Annotated in this window: 17 protein-coding genes; 13 read left to right on the forward strand and 4 right to left on the reverse strand. The window is 61.4% G+C overall.

All coding sequences use genetic code 11. From position 1 onward, the window contains the following. The first annotated feature begins 2 nt into the window (after window positions 1–2). The gene (locus tag CSQ99_RS10815) at window positions 3–857 is read left to right on the forward strand and encodes an alpha/beta fold hydrolase (protein ID WP_245908857.1); all 855 of its coding nucleotides are present in this window, start codon (window positions 3–5) and stop codon (window positions 855–857) included. On the opposite strand, the gene CSQ99_RS10820 is transcribed toward CSQ99_RS10815, so the two are convergent. Continuing rightward, window positions 843–1,583, reverse strand: coding sequence for a FadR/GntR family transcriptional regulator (locus tag CSQ99_RS10820; RefSeq protein ID WP_099039044.1), 741 nt, complete (start codon window positions 1,581–1,583; stop codon window positions 843–845). The genes CSQ99_RS10815 and CSQ99_RS10820 overlap by 15 nt on opposite strands. Window positions 1,584–2,079: 496 nt before the next feature. On the opposite strand from CSQ99_RS10820, the gene CSQ99_RS10825 reads away from it, so the two are divergent. Together CSQ99_RS10825 and CSQ99_RS10830 are read left to right on the forward strand one after the other, a co-directional pair. Beyond that, a complete protein-coding gene (locus CSQ99_RS10825) occupies window positions 2,080–2,403 on the forward strand; it encodes a 2Fe-2S iron-sulfur cluster-binding protein (protein ID WP_099039045.1) in 324 nt (107 codons plus the stop codon). Between the two features lie 44 nt (window positions 2,404–2,447). Then, a complete protein-coding gene (locus CSQ99_RS10830) occupies window positions 2,448–3,680 on the forward strand; it encodes an NAD(P)/FAD-dependent oxidoreductase (RefSeq protein ID WP_245908858.1) in 1,233 nt (410 codons plus the stop codon). On the opposite strand, the gene CSQ99_RS10835 is transcribed toward CSQ99_RS10830, so the two are convergent. Next, window positions 3,655–4,578: a substrate-binding domain-containing protein gene (locus tag CSQ99_RS10835; RefSeq protein ID WP_099039047.1), complete on the reverse strand. Its 924-nt coding sequence runs from the start codon at window positions 4,576–4,578 to the stop codon at window positions 3,655–3,657. The genes CSQ99_RS10830 and CSQ99_RS10835 overlap by 26 nt on opposite strands. A 373-nt stretch (window positions 4,579–4,951) precedes the next feature. On the opposite strand from CSQ99_RS10835, the gene CSQ99_RS10840 reads away from it, so the two are divergent. The 6 genes from CSQ99_RS10840 to CSQ99_RS10865 all read left to right on the forward strand — a co-directional run bounded on the left by CSQ99_RS10840 (window position 4,952) and on the right by CSQ99_RS10865 (window position 11,451). After that, entirely contained in the window at window positions 4,952–6,076 is a 1,125-nt protein-coding gene (locus tag CSQ99_RS10840) for a zinc-dependent alcohol dehydrogenase (RefSeq protein ID WP_099039048.1), read from the forward strand. Window positions 6,077–6,078: 2 nt separating this feature from the next. Further along, window positions 6,079–6,771 (forward strand): 4-carboxy-4-hydroxy-2-oxoadipate aldolase/oxaloacetate decarboxylase, encoded by a 693-nt coding sequence (locus CSQ99_RS10845; protein WP_099039049.1) that lies wholly within the window; start codon window positions 6,079–6,081, stop codon window positions 6,769–6,771. Then, window positions 6,768–7,826 carry an amidohydrolase family protein gene (locus CSQ99_RS10850; RefSeq protein WP_099039050.1) on the forward strand — a complete coding sequence of 353 codons (1,059 nt, stop codon included), beginning with the start codon at window positions 6,768–6,770 and terminating at the stop codon, window positions 7,824–7,826. Before CSQ99_RS10845 ends, CSQ99_RS10850 begins: the two co-directional genes overlap by 4 nt. A gap of 73 nt (window positions 7,827–7,899) precedes the next feature. Beyond that, complete coding sequence (locus CSQ99_RS10855; RefSeq protein ID WP_099039051.1) at window positions 7,900–9,111, forward strand: cytochrome P450; 1,212 nt, start codon at window positions 7,900–7,902, stop codon at window positions 9,109–9,111. Continuing rightward, window positions 9,108–10,559 (forward strand): aldehyde dehydrogenase family protein, encoded by a 1,452-nt coding sequence (locus CSQ99_RS10860; RefSeq protein WP_099039052.1) that lies wholly within the window; start codon window positions 9,108–9,110, stop codon window positions 10,557–10,559. Before CSQ99_RS10855 ends, CSQ99_RS10860 begins: the two co-directional genes overlap by 4 nt. Before the next feature lie 88 nt (window positions 10,560–10,647). Beyond that, window positions 10,648–11,451, forward strand: a complete 804-nt coding sequence (locus tag CSQ99_RS10865) for a 2-keto-4-pentenoate hydratase (RefSeq protein ID WP_067396793.1) — start codon at window positions 10,648–10,650, stop codon at window positions 11,449–11,451. Between the two features lie 285 nt (window positions 11,452–11,736). On the opposite strand, the gene CSQ99_RS10870 is transcribed toward CSQ99_RS10865, so the two are convergent. Together CSQ99_RS10870 and CSQ99_RS10875 are read right to left on the reverse strand one after the other, a co-directional pair. Next, window positions 11,737–12,240: a hypothetical protein gene (locus CSQ99_RS10870; RefSeq protein ID WP_099039053.1), complete on the reverse strand. Its 504-nt coding sequence runs from the start codon at window positions 12,238–12,240 to the stop codon at window positions 11,737–11,739. Beyond that, complete coding sequence (locus tag CSQ99_RS10875) at window positions 12,240–13,040, reverse strand: IclR family transcriptional regulator (protein WP_099039054.1); 801 nt, start codon at window positions 13,038–13,040, stop codon at window positions 12,240–12,242. Before CSQ99_RS10875 ends, CSQ99_RS10870 begins: the two co-directional genes overlap by 1 nt. A 536-nt stretch (window positions 13,041–13,576) precedes the next feature. Here CSQ99_RS10875 and CSQ99_RS10880 point away from each other — a divergent pair. From CSQ99_RS10880 to hcaB, 4 genes are read left to right on the forward strand one after another with little or no spacing between them, the layout of a single operon-like run. Next, on the forward strand, window positions 13,577–15,031 hold the full coding sequence (locus CSQ99_RS10880; protein ID WP_014211435.1) for an aromatic ring-hydroxylating dioxygenase subunit alpha: 1,455 nt from the start codon (window positions 13,577–13,579) through the stop codon (window positions 15,029–15,031). Window positions 15,032–15,060: 29 nt separating this feature from the next. Continuing rightward, entirely contained in the window at window positions 15,061–15,624 is a 564-nt protein-coding gene (locus CSQ99_RS10885; RefSeq protein WP_014211436.1) for a 3-phenylpropionate/cinnamic acid dioxygenase subunit beta, read from the forward strand. Beyond that, complete coding sequence (locus CSQ99_RS10890) at window positions 15,621–15,926, forward strand: hypothetical protein (RefSeq protein WP_014211437.1); 306 nt, start codon at window positions 15,621–15,623, stop codon at window positions 15,924–15,926. The genes CSQ99_RS10885 and CSQ99_RS10890 overlap by 4 nt, the downstream gene beginning before the upstream one ends. Next, window positions 15,923–16,726, forward strand: coding sequence for a 3-(cis-5,6-dihydroxycyclohexa-1,3-dien-1-yl)propanoate dehydrogenase (gene hcaB / locus CSQ99_RS10895; protein ID WP_099039055.1), 804 nt, complete (start codon window positions 15,923–15,925; stop codon window positions 16,724–16,726). The genes CSQ99_RS10890 and hcaB overlap by 4 nt, the downstream gene beginning before the upstream one ends. Window positions 16,727–16,729: the final 3 nt, after the last annotated feature.

Genomic DNA, 16,729 nt, shown 5'->3' on the forward strand with positions numbered 1-16,729 from the left:
GCGTGGCTTCGGCGAGGATCGATGGCATTGAAACGCGTTACGCGGTAGCAGGTTCGGGCCCGCCGCTGCTGATGTTCTCGCCCGGCGGCTTCGCCGCCTCCATGGACGCGTGGGAGAAGCACGGCCTCTATCGTCGAACGCGGATGCTGTCACAGTTGCAGGAGCGGTTCCAATGCATCACGTTCGACAAGCGTGAGGCCGGCGAGTCTGGCGGGCGCGTCGAGCGTGTCTCATGGGCTGATTACGTGAGACAGGGTGTCGGCCTGTTGGACCATCTCCGGCTGGGCCGAGTGCATATCATGGGTGCCTGCATTGGGTGTTCGATCGCGGCGTGCATGGCGAGCGCTCATCGCGAGCGCGTTGGGGGGATGGTGCTGTATTCGCCGGCCGGCGGCGTACGGTACCGGCGAAAGCAGCTCGAACGGTTCCGCGCCCACCTTGCCTACGCCGCGGAGCACGGGCTGGCCGGTGTTGCCGACCTGGCGGCAACGACCGACGGCAACTTCTCCTCAGACGCCAGACTGGGTCCGTGGGTCAGCGTGTTGCGCTCCGACCCTGATTTCGCCGCGCAATACCGCGATCTCGGCAGCCTTCATTACCAGATCACTGTCGCGGCGATGGCGGCTCTGTTGTTCGACCGTGACACCGTGCCTGGCCCTGAAGCCGATGACCTACTGGTGTCGGACGTGCCCGCGCTCATCGTGCCGGGTGAAGATGCATCGCATGCGCCCTCGGCGGCGCGTTACCTACAGGAGTGCCTTCCCATCAACGAGTATTGGGACGTTCCGGTCGCGGCGCAGACCGCCGAAACTGCGCCGGCGCGGGTGATCCGTTTTCTGGGGTCAGTTGCCCTTTGAGACGTGCTTTGCCGTTCGGCCGATATGGGTACGCATCACGGACGTCGCTTTGTCGACATCGCGCTTCTTGATCGCCGCCACAAACTGGCGGTGCTCCCGAATGCCTCGGATACCCATCTCCGGGTGTGACTGCTGGACGCGGCGCATCGAGAGCAGAGTGGGTCCGTGAAAAGATTCAGCCAGCATCGCGATTGCCTTGTTATGGCTGGCCTGGGCGACGCGTGCATGGAACTCCGCTGACAGTTCCATCGGATAGAAACCTTCTTTCAAAGCCGCGTCGCCCCGGTCGCAGATCTCTGTCAGTTCGTCGATGTCCTGTTCAGTCGCACGCTCGCACACGAGCGGGATGATTCCGATCTCGAAAACCTGCCGCGCTTCGGTCACATCTTTGTCGGTCAGGCCCGACAAGCTGAGCAGATCCTCGATGCCTTCACCGATACGCTGGCTCGTTGGCGCCGTCACAAACGCGCCGCCGTGGGCGCCGACCTTGATGCGCACCATGCCGTTCGCCTCGAGGCCGCGTAGTGCTTCGCGCACCGTAACCCGGCTCACCCCGAACTTGTCACCGAGTTCACGTTCGGCAGGCAGGCGGTCGCCCGGCCGCAGCTGACCTTCCCGAATCAACACACGTATCTGATCGACAATCATCGCCGAGGCCCGGCCCGGACTGACCGGGCTGAACATCGAATCAGCCGGGGTCGTCGAGGGACTCTCGGATGCAGGCATGGCCCAATGATAAGGCGATCGCCCCGGCGGTATGGCGGTCGTCCGCCACTTGAGCGCCGGCGTGGCGTGGGCGCTTAGAGGTAGACGCCTCCTCGTAACAGTGGCACTAGCTTATCGCCTTTGTCGTAACGCAGCGCCGCTCCGGTCGGTATGTCCAGGGCACGTACCTGCGCGGGCATCATCTGTTCCACGATCATACGAATCATTCGCAGTGGATTTCCATGTGCCACAACTAATGTGACTGGCTGGTTCGCCAATCCACTGCTATCGCGGAATTCCAATAGGGCAGAACCCGTGCTCGCACGTCGGCTAGAGGAGAACCCGCGTCATCAGTCGATCCGCCGCGAGCAGCGGCGGAAATCCCCGTGGCAGCTCGCCACGAATGCGTGCGATTCACAGCCGTTCGCGTGGATGCGCATCCTTCCCCGTCCAATATCCCGTAGGGCCAACCTTAAGGTATTATGGTCAGGCCTTAATTTCGTGACTGGAGTATCAAATGCCGAAGGTTGTCTTCATCGGTCCGGATGGTTCGCAGCGCGTGGTGGATGCGCATCTCGGCGAGTCGGTCATGTCCGCCGCCGTACGCAACGGCGTTCCCGGCATCGTAGGCGAGTGTGGCGGAAACTGCAGCTGTGCCACCTGCCACATCTATGTCGATGGAGAGTTTGCAGTTCACGTTGGTGGGCCTCAGGGAATGGAAGAGGACCTACTCGAACTCAGTGCTGCCGCCGAACGGCGTGAGTCCAGCCGATTGTCTTGTCAGATCACGATGATCGAGTCGCTCGACCGCCTGACCGTTCACATTCCAGAGGAGCAGTAAGGGTGAGCGCAGGGACGTTGATCGTCGGTGCCAGTCAAGCAGGAATGCAACTAGCCCTTTCGCTTCGTGATGCAGGAGAAGGCGGACCAATAACACTAGTGGGCGACGAGCCGTACGCGCCCTACCAACGGCCCCCATTGTCGAAGTCCTACTTGCAAGGCGACATCGGCTTCGAACAGCTGCTACTCCGTGCCCCGAAGTATCTGGCCGACCAAGACATTTCGGTACTCACGGGTGAGCTTGTCAATTGGCTTGAACTCGAGGGCGAGGGGCCGTCAGGAGTCGCGCTCACGGCGTCAGGAGAAACGCTGTGGTTCGACAAGTTGGCGTTGACCGTTGGCGCCAGTCCACGACGACTGGCCGTGCCGGGCGCCGATCTCGACGGGGTGATCTATCTCCGGACGGCGAATGACGCCGCGAAGCTGCGCCAACTCCAGGGCGAAGCAGAATCCGTCGTCGTGGTCGGCGGCGGGTTCATCGGACTCGAAGCCGCGGCGGTTGCGCGTGCCCAAGGTAAAACGGTGACCGTTGTTGAGGCCGCCGATCGATTGATGGGGCGAGCCGTGGCACCCGTGGTCTCCGACTTCTACCTCGATGCGCACGCGCGCCGCGGTGTCACCATACTTCTGAACGCGGGGGTAGTGTCGCTGACCGGGCGGGATGCCCGCGTGCAATCGGTGGAATTGTCAGACGGCAGCAGCCTTCCCGCAGATCTTGTAATTGTCGGTATCGGAGTCGTGCCACGGACCGAACTCGCGGACCAACTGGATCTCGTTTGTGACGGCGGCATTGTTGTCGACCGCTTCGCACGTACCAGCAATCCGAACGTCGTAGCGGCGGGCGATTGCACTGTTCAACCCGATTGGCGTACCGGCAGCGGCAAAGTGCGCTTGGAGTCGGTTCAAAACGCCATAATTCAGGCCAAAGCGGCTGCCGCGACATTGGCGGGAAGGGTGGAGTCAGACCTGCCGGTGCCGCGGTTCTGGTCCGAACAGTTCGATCTCAAACTTCGGATCGCCGGCCTGTCGAGGGGACACGACTACTACTTGGTTCGCGGCGCTCCCGAACGTGAGTCATTCTCCGTGCTTTATTACCACGACGACGCTTTGATGGCGGTTGACTCCGTCAACGCGCCAGGTGACTACATGGCTGTACAAAAGGCGCTCACCCAAGGATCCACAATCCGGGCCCAGGATGCCCGCGATGTCTCGGTTTCGCTTCGCGAACTCATCCGTCCCGCACCCGCGGAAGCTAGACGAATACGTCATCGATCTTGATCGGTCGGCTCAAAATGTGTTGCGCCAGTGCAAACTCCAACAATTGCTCGAGCATTGGCCGGTTGGGCTCGACACCATAGGGCAGCGGGTCTGCGCCCGTCGTCTTCATCACCTCGGCGTACATCCGATCGGTTGGGCTGGTCACCTGTCCGTCGGAGAGCCGAGCGACATATCGCTCCTTGGCTTTACTGAATGCTGCGTACACTGCAGCCGCAGCGTCTGGGTAGTGCTGCAGCACTTCGTCCTTGAGGACGATGAGGTGGTTGATGGGGTAGAACGAACGATCACGCAAGGCGCTGATTGCGGCACCGTGGGGGTCGGCGATCAACGGCGCGACATCAGGATGGTCGATGTCGACGCCGATGACCGCATCGATTTCGCCTGCGATCAACATATCGGCCAGGTCTGCGCCGCCGCCGGCGGAGACCACGTTGGGCGGAGGGACGTACGACTCCACGTGTTCGTCGCCGGAAAGCAGCCAAATCACTCGGTCGAGGTCGACGCCGTGCTCCGAGGCGAGAATGCCGCGCGCCCACACACCGGTGGTGACGGTATACCCGCGGTTGACGCCGACCCGCCGGCCCTCGAGGTCTTTCGGGTGTCGGATCGTCGAGTGCCGGTTGTACAGGATTGCCCCGTGGTGAAATCCCCGCACGAGAAAAACTGGTAAGGCGGTGAAGGCGACACCGTGTTCACGTGCGGTCAGGTAGGTGGTGAGCGCCATCTCGCTGACGTCGAACTCCAGGTGCCGAACCATTCGGCGGAACCCGTTGACCAACAAGGGCATTTCCTCGAACTTCAGCTGAAATCCTGCAGGAGCTACCGAGCCGTCCTTGACGGCTTGGTTGGCTCCTTGAGAGCGCGTCAGCGTGGTCAGCACGCGGCGGTTTTCGGGCATCAGTCTCCGGGCACTGGCGGCTTGAACAGCGCATTGGTAAATTGGCATGGCCATTGTGTCACGGTCGCTGCGGGCCGTGGCAAGTCATGCCATCATTCGGAATCATGACCGCGGCACAACAGGCGATTTGCGGATCGCCCTGCGGCGAGCGCGGCAGTTTTAGACGCCGGCTGTGAGCACATCGCGCTGATGCTGAGAGCACAGTATCCGGATCGTGTCGCGGAGTGTGTTGCCGAAACGATCATTCCCGAGGTCGAAGGGCAGGTGGCGATGGCAACGCCTTGGAAAACGGGCAGTTACCGGCAATGGCGGCCGATGCTGCAGATGGTAAATTGGCATGACCATCGTGCCATAAGGCGATTGCGAGGATGAGTTGGTCGAGCGCGTTCTGGCTGCTGTACGTACGGCGCCGAACACCACCGAGTTGCGGGACTTGCCCCTGCCGGAACTGTCCGATGATTCCGCGCTGCTGAAGGTGGAGGTCGCCGGGATATGCGGCACAGATGTCAAGATGTATTCCAAACCGCCATTCGACGAGCCGGTGATCATGGGCCACGAGAACGTCGGCATCATCGCCGCGGCGGGAAAGAAGTTCACGCGGTTGCACGGTGTGGGCGAAGGCGACCGAATCTTCGTCGAGCATTACGTTGGTTGCTATCAGTGCGAATGGTGCCGGATCGGCGAGTACCGCCACTGCGAGGCAACCGACTGGCGAACGAACGCCGATGCGCGCAGATACGGTTACACCTCAGCCAACAACGCCGGAACGCTGTGGGGTGGCTTCTCCGAATACATGTACTTGCCGTGGAATGCCGTGGTACACAAGGTGCCCGACAGTGTCGATGCTGAACTGGCCGGTCTCGTTACTCCCTTGTCGAACGGCATCGAGTGGGCACTGATCGCCGCAGGTGTCGGTTACGCCGACACTGTCCTGATTCAAGGACCGGGCCAGCAGGGACTGTCGCAAGTCGTGGCTTGCAAGCAAGCCGGCGCGTCCCAAATCATCGTTACGGGCGCTTCGCGGGACAAAGCTCGCCTGGACCTCGCGTTGGAGCTCGGTGCAGACGAGGTCATCGACATCGACGCCGAAGCTCCCTACGACCGGATCGTGGATCTGACCAACGGGCGCGGCGTCGACTTCGTGCTCGACTGCACCTCGCGGGCTGGTGTGGGACCGGTGTTGCTCGGTATCGACGCCTTGAAACGCCGTGAGGGCACATTGCTCATCCAGGGGGAACTTGCCGCGTTCCCTGATTTCCCGGTGAAAAAGCTCGTGGAGAAGGCCATCACGATCAGAAGCGCACGCGGCCATAGTTACCGCGCGTGTGAGCTTGCCCTCAAACAGCTTGCGTCGCGGAGGTTTCCGCTGGAGCGGCTGTCGACGCATAAATTCCCACTCGATCAGGTCGACAGGGCTATCCGGGCGCTGGCTGGTGACACAGAGGACGCCGACGTGATCCACATTTCGCTGATGCCTTGGCTGGGAAAGGAATCTTGACGGTGTCTGTCGTCATCCGCAATCCGCCTCGCGCCCATCCCGCGGTGCGGGAAGAACTCGCCCGGTTCGGAGTTGCGACCATTCATGAAGCACAGGGCCGCACCGGGCTGCTCGCTGCGTACATGAGGCCGATCTACACCGGTGCACGGGTCTGCGGATCGGCGGTGACTGTCAGTGTTCCGTCAGATGACAACTGGATGCTCCATGTGGCGGTGGAGCAGTGTCAGGCAGGCGATGTCTTAGTGGTCGCTCCCGAAGAGCCCTCGGAGTATGGGTATTTCGGTGAGTTGCTGGCCACGGCACTCACGGCCCGGGGTGTCGGTGGTCTGGTGATCGACGCCGGATGCCGGGACGTTACGGAACTCGCCGCCATGAAGTTCCCGGTCTGGTCAAAATGTGTCTCAGCACAGGGCACGGTTAAGAAACGCCTTGGTTCGGTCAATATTGGGATCACCTGCGCCGGCGCTTGGGTCGAACCGGGTGACGTCGTGGTCGGCGACGACGACGGTGTCGTCGTCGTCCCCCGCACGGAGGCCGCTGCCGTCGCAGCGGCCTCCAAGCTGCGCGAGACCAGGGAAGCCGCGAACCGGAAGCGTTACATGCGTGGTGAACTCAGCCTCGACGTCAACAACATGCGCGGCGACCTTGCCCACGCGGGGTTGCGCTATGTCGACTACGAGGACGCCGTGCGGTGATCATTGACATCCACGGTCACTACACCACGGCACCGCCGGCGCATCAGGCGTTTCGTGACCAACAACTCGCGGCGTTGCAGGACCCGAGCGTTCTTGCACCGACAGCGCCGAGGATTGGCGACGACGAGCTCCGAGAGAGCATCGAGAACAACCAGCTGCGCGTGCTTCGCGAGCGAGGTGGTGATCTGATGCTGTTCTCCCCGAAAGCTTCCGGGATGGAGCACCATATAGCGGACCAGGCCACCGCCACCGCTTGGGCCCGTGCGTCCAACGACCTGGTCCACCGTGTGGCGCAACTTTATCCCGACGCTTTCGCGCCAGTGGCTCAGTTGCCGCAGACGCCTTGTGGAGACCTGCGTGCGGTGGTCGACGAGCTACGACGTTGCGTGGATGAACTCGGTTTCGTCGGGTGCAACGTCAACCCGGACCCGACGGCCGGGTACTGGACGACGCCCCCGATGACGGACGAATACTGGTACCCGCTGTACGAGGCCATGATCGAGTTGGAAGTGCCTGCGATGGTGCATGTTTCGACCTCGTGTAATCCAAACTTCCACACGCTCGGCGCGCACTACCTCAACGCTGACACGAGCGTTTTCATGCAGTTCTTGCAGTCTGACTTGTTCCAGCGATATCCGAAGCTGACCGTTGTGATCCCGCACGGAGGTGGCGCCGTCCCGTACCACTGGGGCCGTTACCGCGGCTTGGCGGCTCGGCTGGGCAGACCAGACCCAAGCGAACTCCTGGAAAATGTGTACTTCGACACTTGCGTCTATCACCAGGCTGGAATCGATCTGCTACACCGGGTGATCGGTCCGGCGAACCTGCTCTTCGCGTCCGAAATGCTCGGCGCGGTTCGCGGAGTTGACCCGGACACCGGAGTCGCATGGGACGACACGCTGGTCTACATCAACGAACTCGATTTGAGTGAGAGAGAACACCACGCAGTGGTGGAGGGTAACGCGCGCCGGGTGTATCCCCGGCTGGACCGGCATTCGGCCAGTAAAAATCTCGCCGTCAACGGATCCGCCGTAGCCGACGTCCGCTTCGGATGAGGGGACGGGCGACACAGATAGGTCTCGCACGGCGGGCGGGGAGCGACCAACAAACAGAAGGAGCCGAGAGTCGGTGAGCACGATCCCAGAGTTCGACGTCGATATCTTCTCCGACGCGGTGTTGCGGGATCCGTTTCCCACGTACGCGCGCATGCGTGAGCTAGGGCCGGTCGTCCGTCTGACCGCTAATGGCGTGCTCGCGGTGGCGCGGTACGCCGAAGTGCGGGCAGTCCTCATTGACCACACGCGATTCATATCCGGCGAAGGTGTCGGCTTCAATAATCAATTCAACGAGGTCCGTAGACACAGCGTCATCGCGTCCGACCCGCCACGCCACGAGATGCTGCGCGGTGTTCTCCAGGATCGTTTGGGGCCTCGTTCAATTCGCAGTGTGGAGCAGATCATTCGGACCAGAGCTCAATCGCTTGTCGACGAGATGACCAGAAGAGGCTCCTTCGATGCCGTGACCGACTTCAGTCAGGTCTTTCCCGTAGAGGTCGTCGGAGAGCTGATCGGCCTCCCCGTTGATGCTCGCTCGGAGTTGCTGCGCTGGGCCAGCGGTGCGTTCAACGCCTTTGGGCCGCCAGGTGATCGCACCTCAGCAGGCCTGGCCGACATCGCCGAGCAGTTCGAGTACATCCGCACCGTCGCAACGAGGGACCAACTGGCGCCGGGCAGCATGGGTGCCGCGGTATACGAAGCGGCCGACGCTGGGATCATCCCCGAGGAGTACTGCCTGCACCTACTTTCGGCGTACCTTACGGCGGGGATGGACACGACCGTCAATGCGCTGGGGGCGATGGTGTGGCTGCTCGGGACGCATCCTGAGCAGTGGCACGAACTCCGCGGGTTACCCCACCGGGTCAACGCCGTCGTGAATGAGGTGTTGAGGATCGAAGCACCTGCGCAGCTCTTCTCCCGTGTCGCAGCGGTGGACGCCGAGGTAAGCGGAATTGAGATCGCCGCGGGTGAGCGGGTTGCTGTCATCTATGGAAGCGGCAATCGCGATGAGCGCCAGTATCCCGAGCCAGACAAATTCGACATTCACCGAAACGCCGCGGGTCATCTGACATTTGGAACCGGTCTTCATGCCTGCGCGGGTCAGGTGTTGGCCCGGATCGAGCTCCAAGCGGTATTAGAATCGATGATCGAGCGCGTCGAGACGATCACGATTGGCGAGCCCATCCGCAAGCTCAACAACGTGTTGCGTGGATTCCACAGTGTCCCTGCGACTTTCACGCCCGCTGTGGTCAAGAATCCAGTACTTTCCGGAGAATCGGCGTGATCGGCAGTCGCCACAGCCATATCTATGTCGATGGTGTCTGGCAAGAGTCCAATTCCGATGCCTTCATCGACCTCACCGATCCGGCCACCGAGGACTGGGTCGGGAGCGTTCCAGACGGGAGCCCCGCCGATGTAGCGTCAGCGGCGATGGCGGCGCACGCCGCGCTGCGGGGGTGGGCCGAAGCGCCATCCAAAGATCGTGCAGCCCTGATCGCCGCGCTGGCCGACCGTTTCGATGAACGACGCGAGGAGATCGCGCACCTCGTGACGGCCCAGAATGGAGCCGTCATCTCGAGGTCACGTCGTACCAATGGCACTCGTCCCATAGCTCTCTACCGTCACTATGCCGAGGAAGCCGAATCGTTCGAGCCCGAAGTTGCCAGTGCCGACGGGAAGAACATCGTCAGACGTGAACCGGTGGGCGTCGTCGGGATCATCATCCCGTGGAATGCGCCCCAGTCACTATTAGCCCACAAGCTGGCTCCGGCTCTCGCCGCAGGGTGCACGGTCGTCGTGAAACCTGCGCAGGAAACACCTTTGGACTCATTGCTCATCGGGGAGCTCGCTGCGGCAGTCGGATTCCCTTCCGGTGTGATCAACGTCGTCACCGGTGGCCGCACGACAGGATCCGCGGTGGTTGACGATCCGAACATAGACATGGTGTCCTTCACGGGTTCCACGGATGCCGGTCGCGTAATCGCCTCGCGTGCAGGGCATTTGTTAAAGCCGGTCGTAGCGGAGCTGGGTGGGAAGTCGGCGGCCGTGTTGCTCGACGATGCGGACCTCGAGCTCTTCTCCGACAACTTGGTCACCACCTGCCTGCCGAATACGGGGCAGGTCTGCTACTCGTGCACGCGTGTCATCGCGCCTCGCGCACGCTTCAGCGATGTACTCGAGGTCGTCACATCATGCTTGGCCAGTGCTCAGGTGGGTGACCCGCTGGATCCAGGGACAGTCTTCGGTCCGATTGTCAGCGCGGCGCAGCGTGCACGTGTCGAGGACTACATCGACTCGGCTCGTGCCGAAGGAGCTCGGGTGACCCTCGGAGGTGGCCGTCCGTCCATTGCGACCGGCTTCTACGTCGAGCCCACGGTGATCGTCGACGTCGACCGTACGATGCGCGTGTTCCGCGAAGAGATATTTGGGCCCGTGCTGGTCGTGGTTCCTCATGACGGAGATGAGGACGCGACACGAATGGCCAATGATTCGTCCTATGGGCTTGGCGGTGCGGTGTTCAGTCGTGACGTCGAGCGTGCGACGGCGGTGGCGCGCAAAATGCATACCGGGCGCATCTCGATTAACGCGCGGAGCCACGGTGTCTCCGACCCAGCCGAGGGATACAAAGACAGCGGAGTCGGCGGCTCGCTCGATATCTCCTCCCATCTTCGACTCAAGTCCATTGCCGGGGTGGCCGACGTCGACCGGCATGCGAAAAGCGCTCGGCAGTAAGAAGGCTTTGCCTGGCAACACTTGCGCGAACCCCATTAACCCTGTCCATAACGTCGATGACGTTGCCGCCCAAAAAGGAAGGTCACATATGACAACCACAGTTCGCGACATCAGCATCATCCGAGCTGCCGTCGACCGTATCCAAACCGCTTTCGTGACAGGGCAACCAGCACTTCCGGTGCGCACGCTGATCGGCGCGGAGGACATTGATTCGGCGTATGCGGTTCAGCAGGAGCTCAACGCTCGCCGGGTGGCGGCGGGAGGAGTGGTAATCGGTCGAAAGATCGGCCTGACTGCTCCTTCAGTACAGCAACAACTCGGCGTCGACCAACCGGATTTCGGTGTCCTATTTGCGGACATGGACGCATCCGGCGAGACGCCCGTTCCTTATCGAAAGTTGTTGCAGCCCAAGGTCGAAGCCGAAGTCGCCTTCGTACTCGCGGAAGATATCGACAGAGATGTGTCAAGCGAAGATCAAATTCGAGGATCGATTCGCTACGCCGTTGCGGCACTGGAGATCGTGGACAGCCGCATAGCGAATTGGGACTTGAGTATCGCTGACACCGTGGCGGACAACGCCTCCAGCGGGCTGTTCGTTCTGGGGAAGAACCGGCTCGAAATCGACGAATTCGAGCCCCGGGACGTCGTCATGCGAATGTCGGCCGATGGCGTTCCGGTTTCAGCCGGCTCTGGAGCGGCCTGTCTGGGTGACCCGATCCTTGCATTGATGTGGTTGGCCAGGACAGCTGCTGCGTACGGGCAGCCACTTCGCGCTGGCCAGATCGTTCTTTCGGGAGCGCTTGGACCCATGGCCGCGGTCAGGCCCGGAGTTCATGTCGAAGCGGAGATCGAGCCTTTGGGATCGGTTTCCGCCACGTTCTCAGAGGCATGATGGCAATGACGAAAGTCGCCATCATCGGTTCGGGGAACCTGGCACCGACCTACTGGAGAACATCATGCGCATTACCGCGGTACTGGACGTCGCCGGGATGGTGGGCATAGATCCCGCTAGCCGGCGTCCAAGGGGGAGAGGTCGGTTTCCAATAACCCGTGAGGGCCTACAGGGCCTGATTGCGATGTCTCATTTCGACGAGATCGACATCGTGCTATGGAGAAGCGAGGTTTGATCGTGCGCCTCGGCGTCGGTGGACGTCTACCGCCTTCGTCGCTGTAGCGCTTATTCGTCGAACCCTTCATCTGGGATGGCAAACACCGCCCGTGCGTTTTCGTTGAGATTGGCAAATCCATCGATAATCACCTGCTTCACGCGCATCTCGTTGTCAGCTATGCGAATCAGCCACGTGCGAAAGGCCGACCCGGTGAATTCTTCGCTGACCAACGAGGGTGCTTTCCAGCGTCGAAAGTAGAACTCAAGATGGGTCGTCAGCTCGACCACACCCTCCTTCGCCGGGATGTAGGAAAGTACGTGACGCAGTTCCAGGCGTTCGTCGAAGATCCCGGCCCGTTGGTCAAGGTACGTCTGCAGACCATCGCGGCCTTTCCACTGGTAACCACCACGAAAACCGATCTGAAAGTCGTCGGTGAGGACCGCCGCGAACATCGGTTCGGCATTCCGTTGCTTCTCCATGCTTAGGAACGCGTCGAGGGTGGCAATGAAGCCAGGCAAATCTGGGGCGCCGCTGGGCATTTCACTGTCGGCTTCCACCTTTTTGGACGTCATCAGCCGAGATTGCGGGCTAGCTCGGCGGCGGCGTCTGTTAGGGCAGTGCGAGCTTTGCGGATATCTGAGGGCCGGAATCGATAACTGGGCGCTGACGCATTGAGTGCCAGCCTCATCTGGGAACCTCCTACGGGTACTGCCACGGCAACAGACGCGACGCCTTCCTCACTTTCCTGGTTGCTGGTCGCAAACCCACTCTTTCTGACCTCTGCCAATTGAGCGCGCAGTTCGGTGTGGGTACGCACGGAATGCTCGGTGAGTGGCTCCAAATGTGGGTCGGGATACAACTGGTCAAGCTCGTCATCGGATAGTCCGGCGAGTAGGACTTTACCTGTCGACGTGCAATGGGCAGGACGTGTAGTACCCAAACGCGATATCACTCGAACAGCAGAAGGGCTTTCGAGTGCCGCGATGAAGCGAACGAGTCTGCCATCCAACGTTCCTACGTGCACGGTTTCTTGCAACGTGTCCGCGAGGTGGCGCAGAATCGGCGCGGCGGTGCGCGGTATGTCCATCCTGGAGTGGACAGCGAACGCCACGCTTGTCAAGGACGGTCCGGGCTGGTATGCCCGGCTAATCGGATCTTGGCGGACAAACCCGCGGTACTGAAGCATCGATAACAGGCGATGCGCGGTCGACGAAGCGACGTGCAGGTACTCGCTGGCGTCAGTGAGCCGGATCTCAGAGCGGTCTCCCAGGAGGAGGATTAGGCGAAGAGCATTGTCGACAGACTCGATCGGATATTGCGGGAGCTTTCCGGTGCTGTCATGCTCCATGCCCGCGACAGGAGGTTTCTGCATGACAGAGACCTTACCGCGGTGAAAGCCGAATGCAGCTCGAAGAATCGCGACGCTCAGGCATCGGCGGCGAAATGACGCCTTCACCGCACAACACCTGGCACCGCCGTCCGCCCGGGCGGTCCGCAGACTTGCTTCCCGCGGCGTCGTCGTCGATGACAAGTCCAATCCGTAGGCGGCGCAGGGTCTCCGGCGAAATCTGCTCCGGCCCAGTACCGCTGACAGCTGCTGGCATCCCACGCATGCTCGCCCGTGCGCAGCAGCACCCGGGCGCGGTCGTTTTCGTTACGGGCCCTGTGCCCATTCCTCGCAAATCCCGTGGGCAAGGAAGACAAACTGCCTCGCGCGGTGATGCCGTTGTGGACGTTTGGTCGAAGGCAACGAAGCGGGCTGCGCGACAGTTCGACAGCTCAGCGAGGCCGGTTGACTACACCGGCAAATTGACGGCATACTCTCTGCTAGACAGAGTCATGTTCTACATAACAGTGAAGGCGCCTCAGTCGAGGATTGGGTCCCGTCGCTGAGTCATGGAGTTGAAGATGCAGGATCACGGTGAGGTGTTGGCGGCAGTACGCACTGGCATGATTCCGGCGCACGTGTACAACGACAAGCAGATTTTCTCGCTCGAAAAGGAGCGGCTGTTCAGTCGGGCGTGGTTGTTCGTCGCGCACGAGTCCGAAATTCCGCAGCCGGGCGACTACGTGGTCAGGCAAGTGTTACAGGACTCGTTCATCGTCGCTCGTGATTCTGCAGGCGAGGTCCGGGTGATGTTCAATATGTGCCTCCATCGCGGTATGCAGATTTGTCGGGCGGAGATGGGGAACGCGTCGAATTTCAGATGCCCGTACCACGGGTGGTCTTACCGCAACGACGGCCGCATTATCGGACTGCCTTTTCACCAAGAGGCCTATGGAGGAGACGCGGGGTTCAACAAGACGGGTCAGACCCTGTTGCCAGCGCCGAGTGTGGCCAGCTACAACGGGTTGATCTTCCTGTCGATGGATCCTGACGCAGAATCGCTTGAAGACTACCTGGGTGATTTCAGGTTCTATCTCGATTTCTACACCAAGCAGGGCCCCAACGGTCTCGAGGTGCAGGGTCCTCAGCGTTGGCGGGTAAAAGCGAACTGGAAAATCGCAGCTGAGAATTTCGCCGGGGACATGTACCACACCCCGCAGACGCACACGTCGGTGGTCGAGATCGGCCTGTTCCGAGAGCCGAAGGCCCACAAGCGCAAAGACGGCGCAACCTATTGGGCGGGCAGAGGTGGGGGCACCACATACAAGCTGCCGGAGGGGAGTTTCGAAGACCGGATGAGCTATGTCGGCTACCCGGCGGAGATGATCAGTCGTGCCAAGGCGACCTGGACCGAGCAGCAGCGACAGGTCGTGGGCGCCGACGGGTTCATGATCTCGGCGGCGACGTGCTTTCCGAACATCAGTTTCGTGCACAACTGGCCGAAAGTGGAGGACGGCGAGCACGTCTTGCCGTTCATTTCGATTCGGGTATGGCAGCCCATTAGCGAGAACGAGACTGAGGTGCTGTCCTGGTTTGCGGTGGATTCTGATGCCCCGGAAGCGTTTAAGGCGGCCTCATACAAGGCTTATTTGATGTGTTTCGGCTCGACGGGAATGTTCGAACAAGACGATGTCGAGAACTGGGTGTCGCTGACCAACACCGCGGGGGGTTCGATGGCCCGCCGACTGCGGCTGAACAGCCGGATGGGGCTGCTCGCAGACGATGCCCGGGTGGTCGACACCCTAAGCAGCGCTCAGTTTCACGGGCCTGGATACGCTCAGCTCGGCTACAACGAGAACAATCAACGGGAATTATTGAGGCTCTGGGCTGACTACCTCGACATGCCGCCGCTGCGAGTCGACCCGGCTACTGTGCTCACGGACAACCCGCAAGGTATTGAGCCGATGGTGCAGACCAATGGCCGGGCCGTCGCCGGTATCGACTCGGAGTCGGCTACGACGTCGGTGACGCTGTGACCGTCGACGATCAACGCACTGGTCGACCCATGGCCCCATCGGTACTCGGTGCGCACGCCGCCCGCGCCCAACGTGTGGGGGAAGCCTTGCCGTTCGACGATTCTCGCCATCTGGAGGCGCATCGCTTCCTCGTCAACGAGGCGTACCTTCTCGATGCCCAAGACTACGACAGGTGGCTGGGTGTTCTTACCGAGGACATTCACTATTACATGCCGGTGCGGATCACCACCGCCGCCGGCGCCGGATTCGATACCTCAGCAGGAATGGCGCATTTCGACGAGAACAAATACTCACTCAGTCGCCGCGTTGCCCGATTCGCCACCGAGCATGCCTGGACTGAGGATCCGCCGTCGCGTCTGCGTCACTTCATCACCAACGTGCGCACATTCCTCACCGACGACGCCGACTACCTCGCGGTCGACAGCGCTGAGCTGTTGTTCCGCAGCCGCGGTGACGTCAATGAGTCCACGCTCCTTTCATGCGGTCGTGAGGATCTCCTACGTCGCGATGGCAACGCCCTCAAACTCGCCCGGCGGACAATCGCCGTCGATGAATCAGTGCTTCGAATGCAGAATCTGGCGGTATTCCTATGAGCTCGAATCGACCCGGCGAGGGCGCGCAGTCACCACCACAATCGGCGTGCGAGGAACTGTCGACGCTGCTGGCCGGGTCGACCGGCGATGCACTCAACATCGCCAACGAGTTCGCGGAGGTCGTCGTGCGCCGAGTGACCACTCGCAACGGAGCTCGGCTGTTGATTCAGGCGCCAAAATCGGCGCAGTGGGTGTCGCTGGATGCCTTGGAGATCGAGGCCTTGACCTGGCAGAACCCGGCCACCTTGGCCGCCATGGTGGGGAACGCAGGGGCTCCCTTGATCTTGGGCGACGAGGTATGACTGGCTGGCTGGCGGGCAAACGCGCGTTGATCGTCGGAGGAGGTTCGGGTATCGGTCGGGCCACCGTCGACGCGTTCCTGAACGAGGATGCCCAGGTCGCCGTGCTCGAGTACGACAGCGATAAGTGCGCGGCGCTGCGCCATCAGCTGCCCGACATCCCGGTAATCGAGGGTGATGGGACCACCCACACCGCCAACGACGAAGCTGTGCAGGTCGCTGCCGACGCATTCGGCGGACTCGACACATTGGTGAACTGCGTCGGGATCTTCGATTTCTACCGTCGTATTCAGGACATCCCCGCCGAGCGAATCGACCAGGCGTTCGACGAGATGTTTCGTATCAACGTCCTGAGTCATATCCACTCAGTCAAGGCAGCAGTGCCGGCATTGAGGGGGCAGGACGGCGCCTCGATCATCCTCACCGAGTCCGCTTCATCATTTTATCCAGGACGCGGCGGCCTGCTGTATGTCGCGTCGAAGTTCGCGGTGCGTGGCCTCGTCACCGCACTGGCTCACGAACTCGCGCCGAGGATCCGTGTGAACGGTGTTGCCCCAGGGGGAACGTTGAACACCGACCTGCGCGGACTCGACAGTCTCGACCTTGGCTCCCGCCGTCTTGATGCTGCACCCGACCGGGCCCGCGAATTGGCTGCTCGCACACCGCTGAACGTGGCCCTATCGGGTCACGACCACGCGTGGAGTTACGTCTTTCTCGCTTCGCACCGCTCCCGCGGGCTTACCGGCGAAACGATCCGCCCCGACGGCGGTTTCAGCCTCGGACCTGCACCCCAGCGCAATTGAACC

The sequence above is a fragment of the Mycobacterium neglectum genome, assembly GCF_002591975.1.
Taxonomy (GTDB): domain Bacteria; phylum Actinomycetota; class Actinomycetes; order Mycobacteriales; family Mycobacteriaceae; genus Mycobacterium; species Mycobacterium neglectum.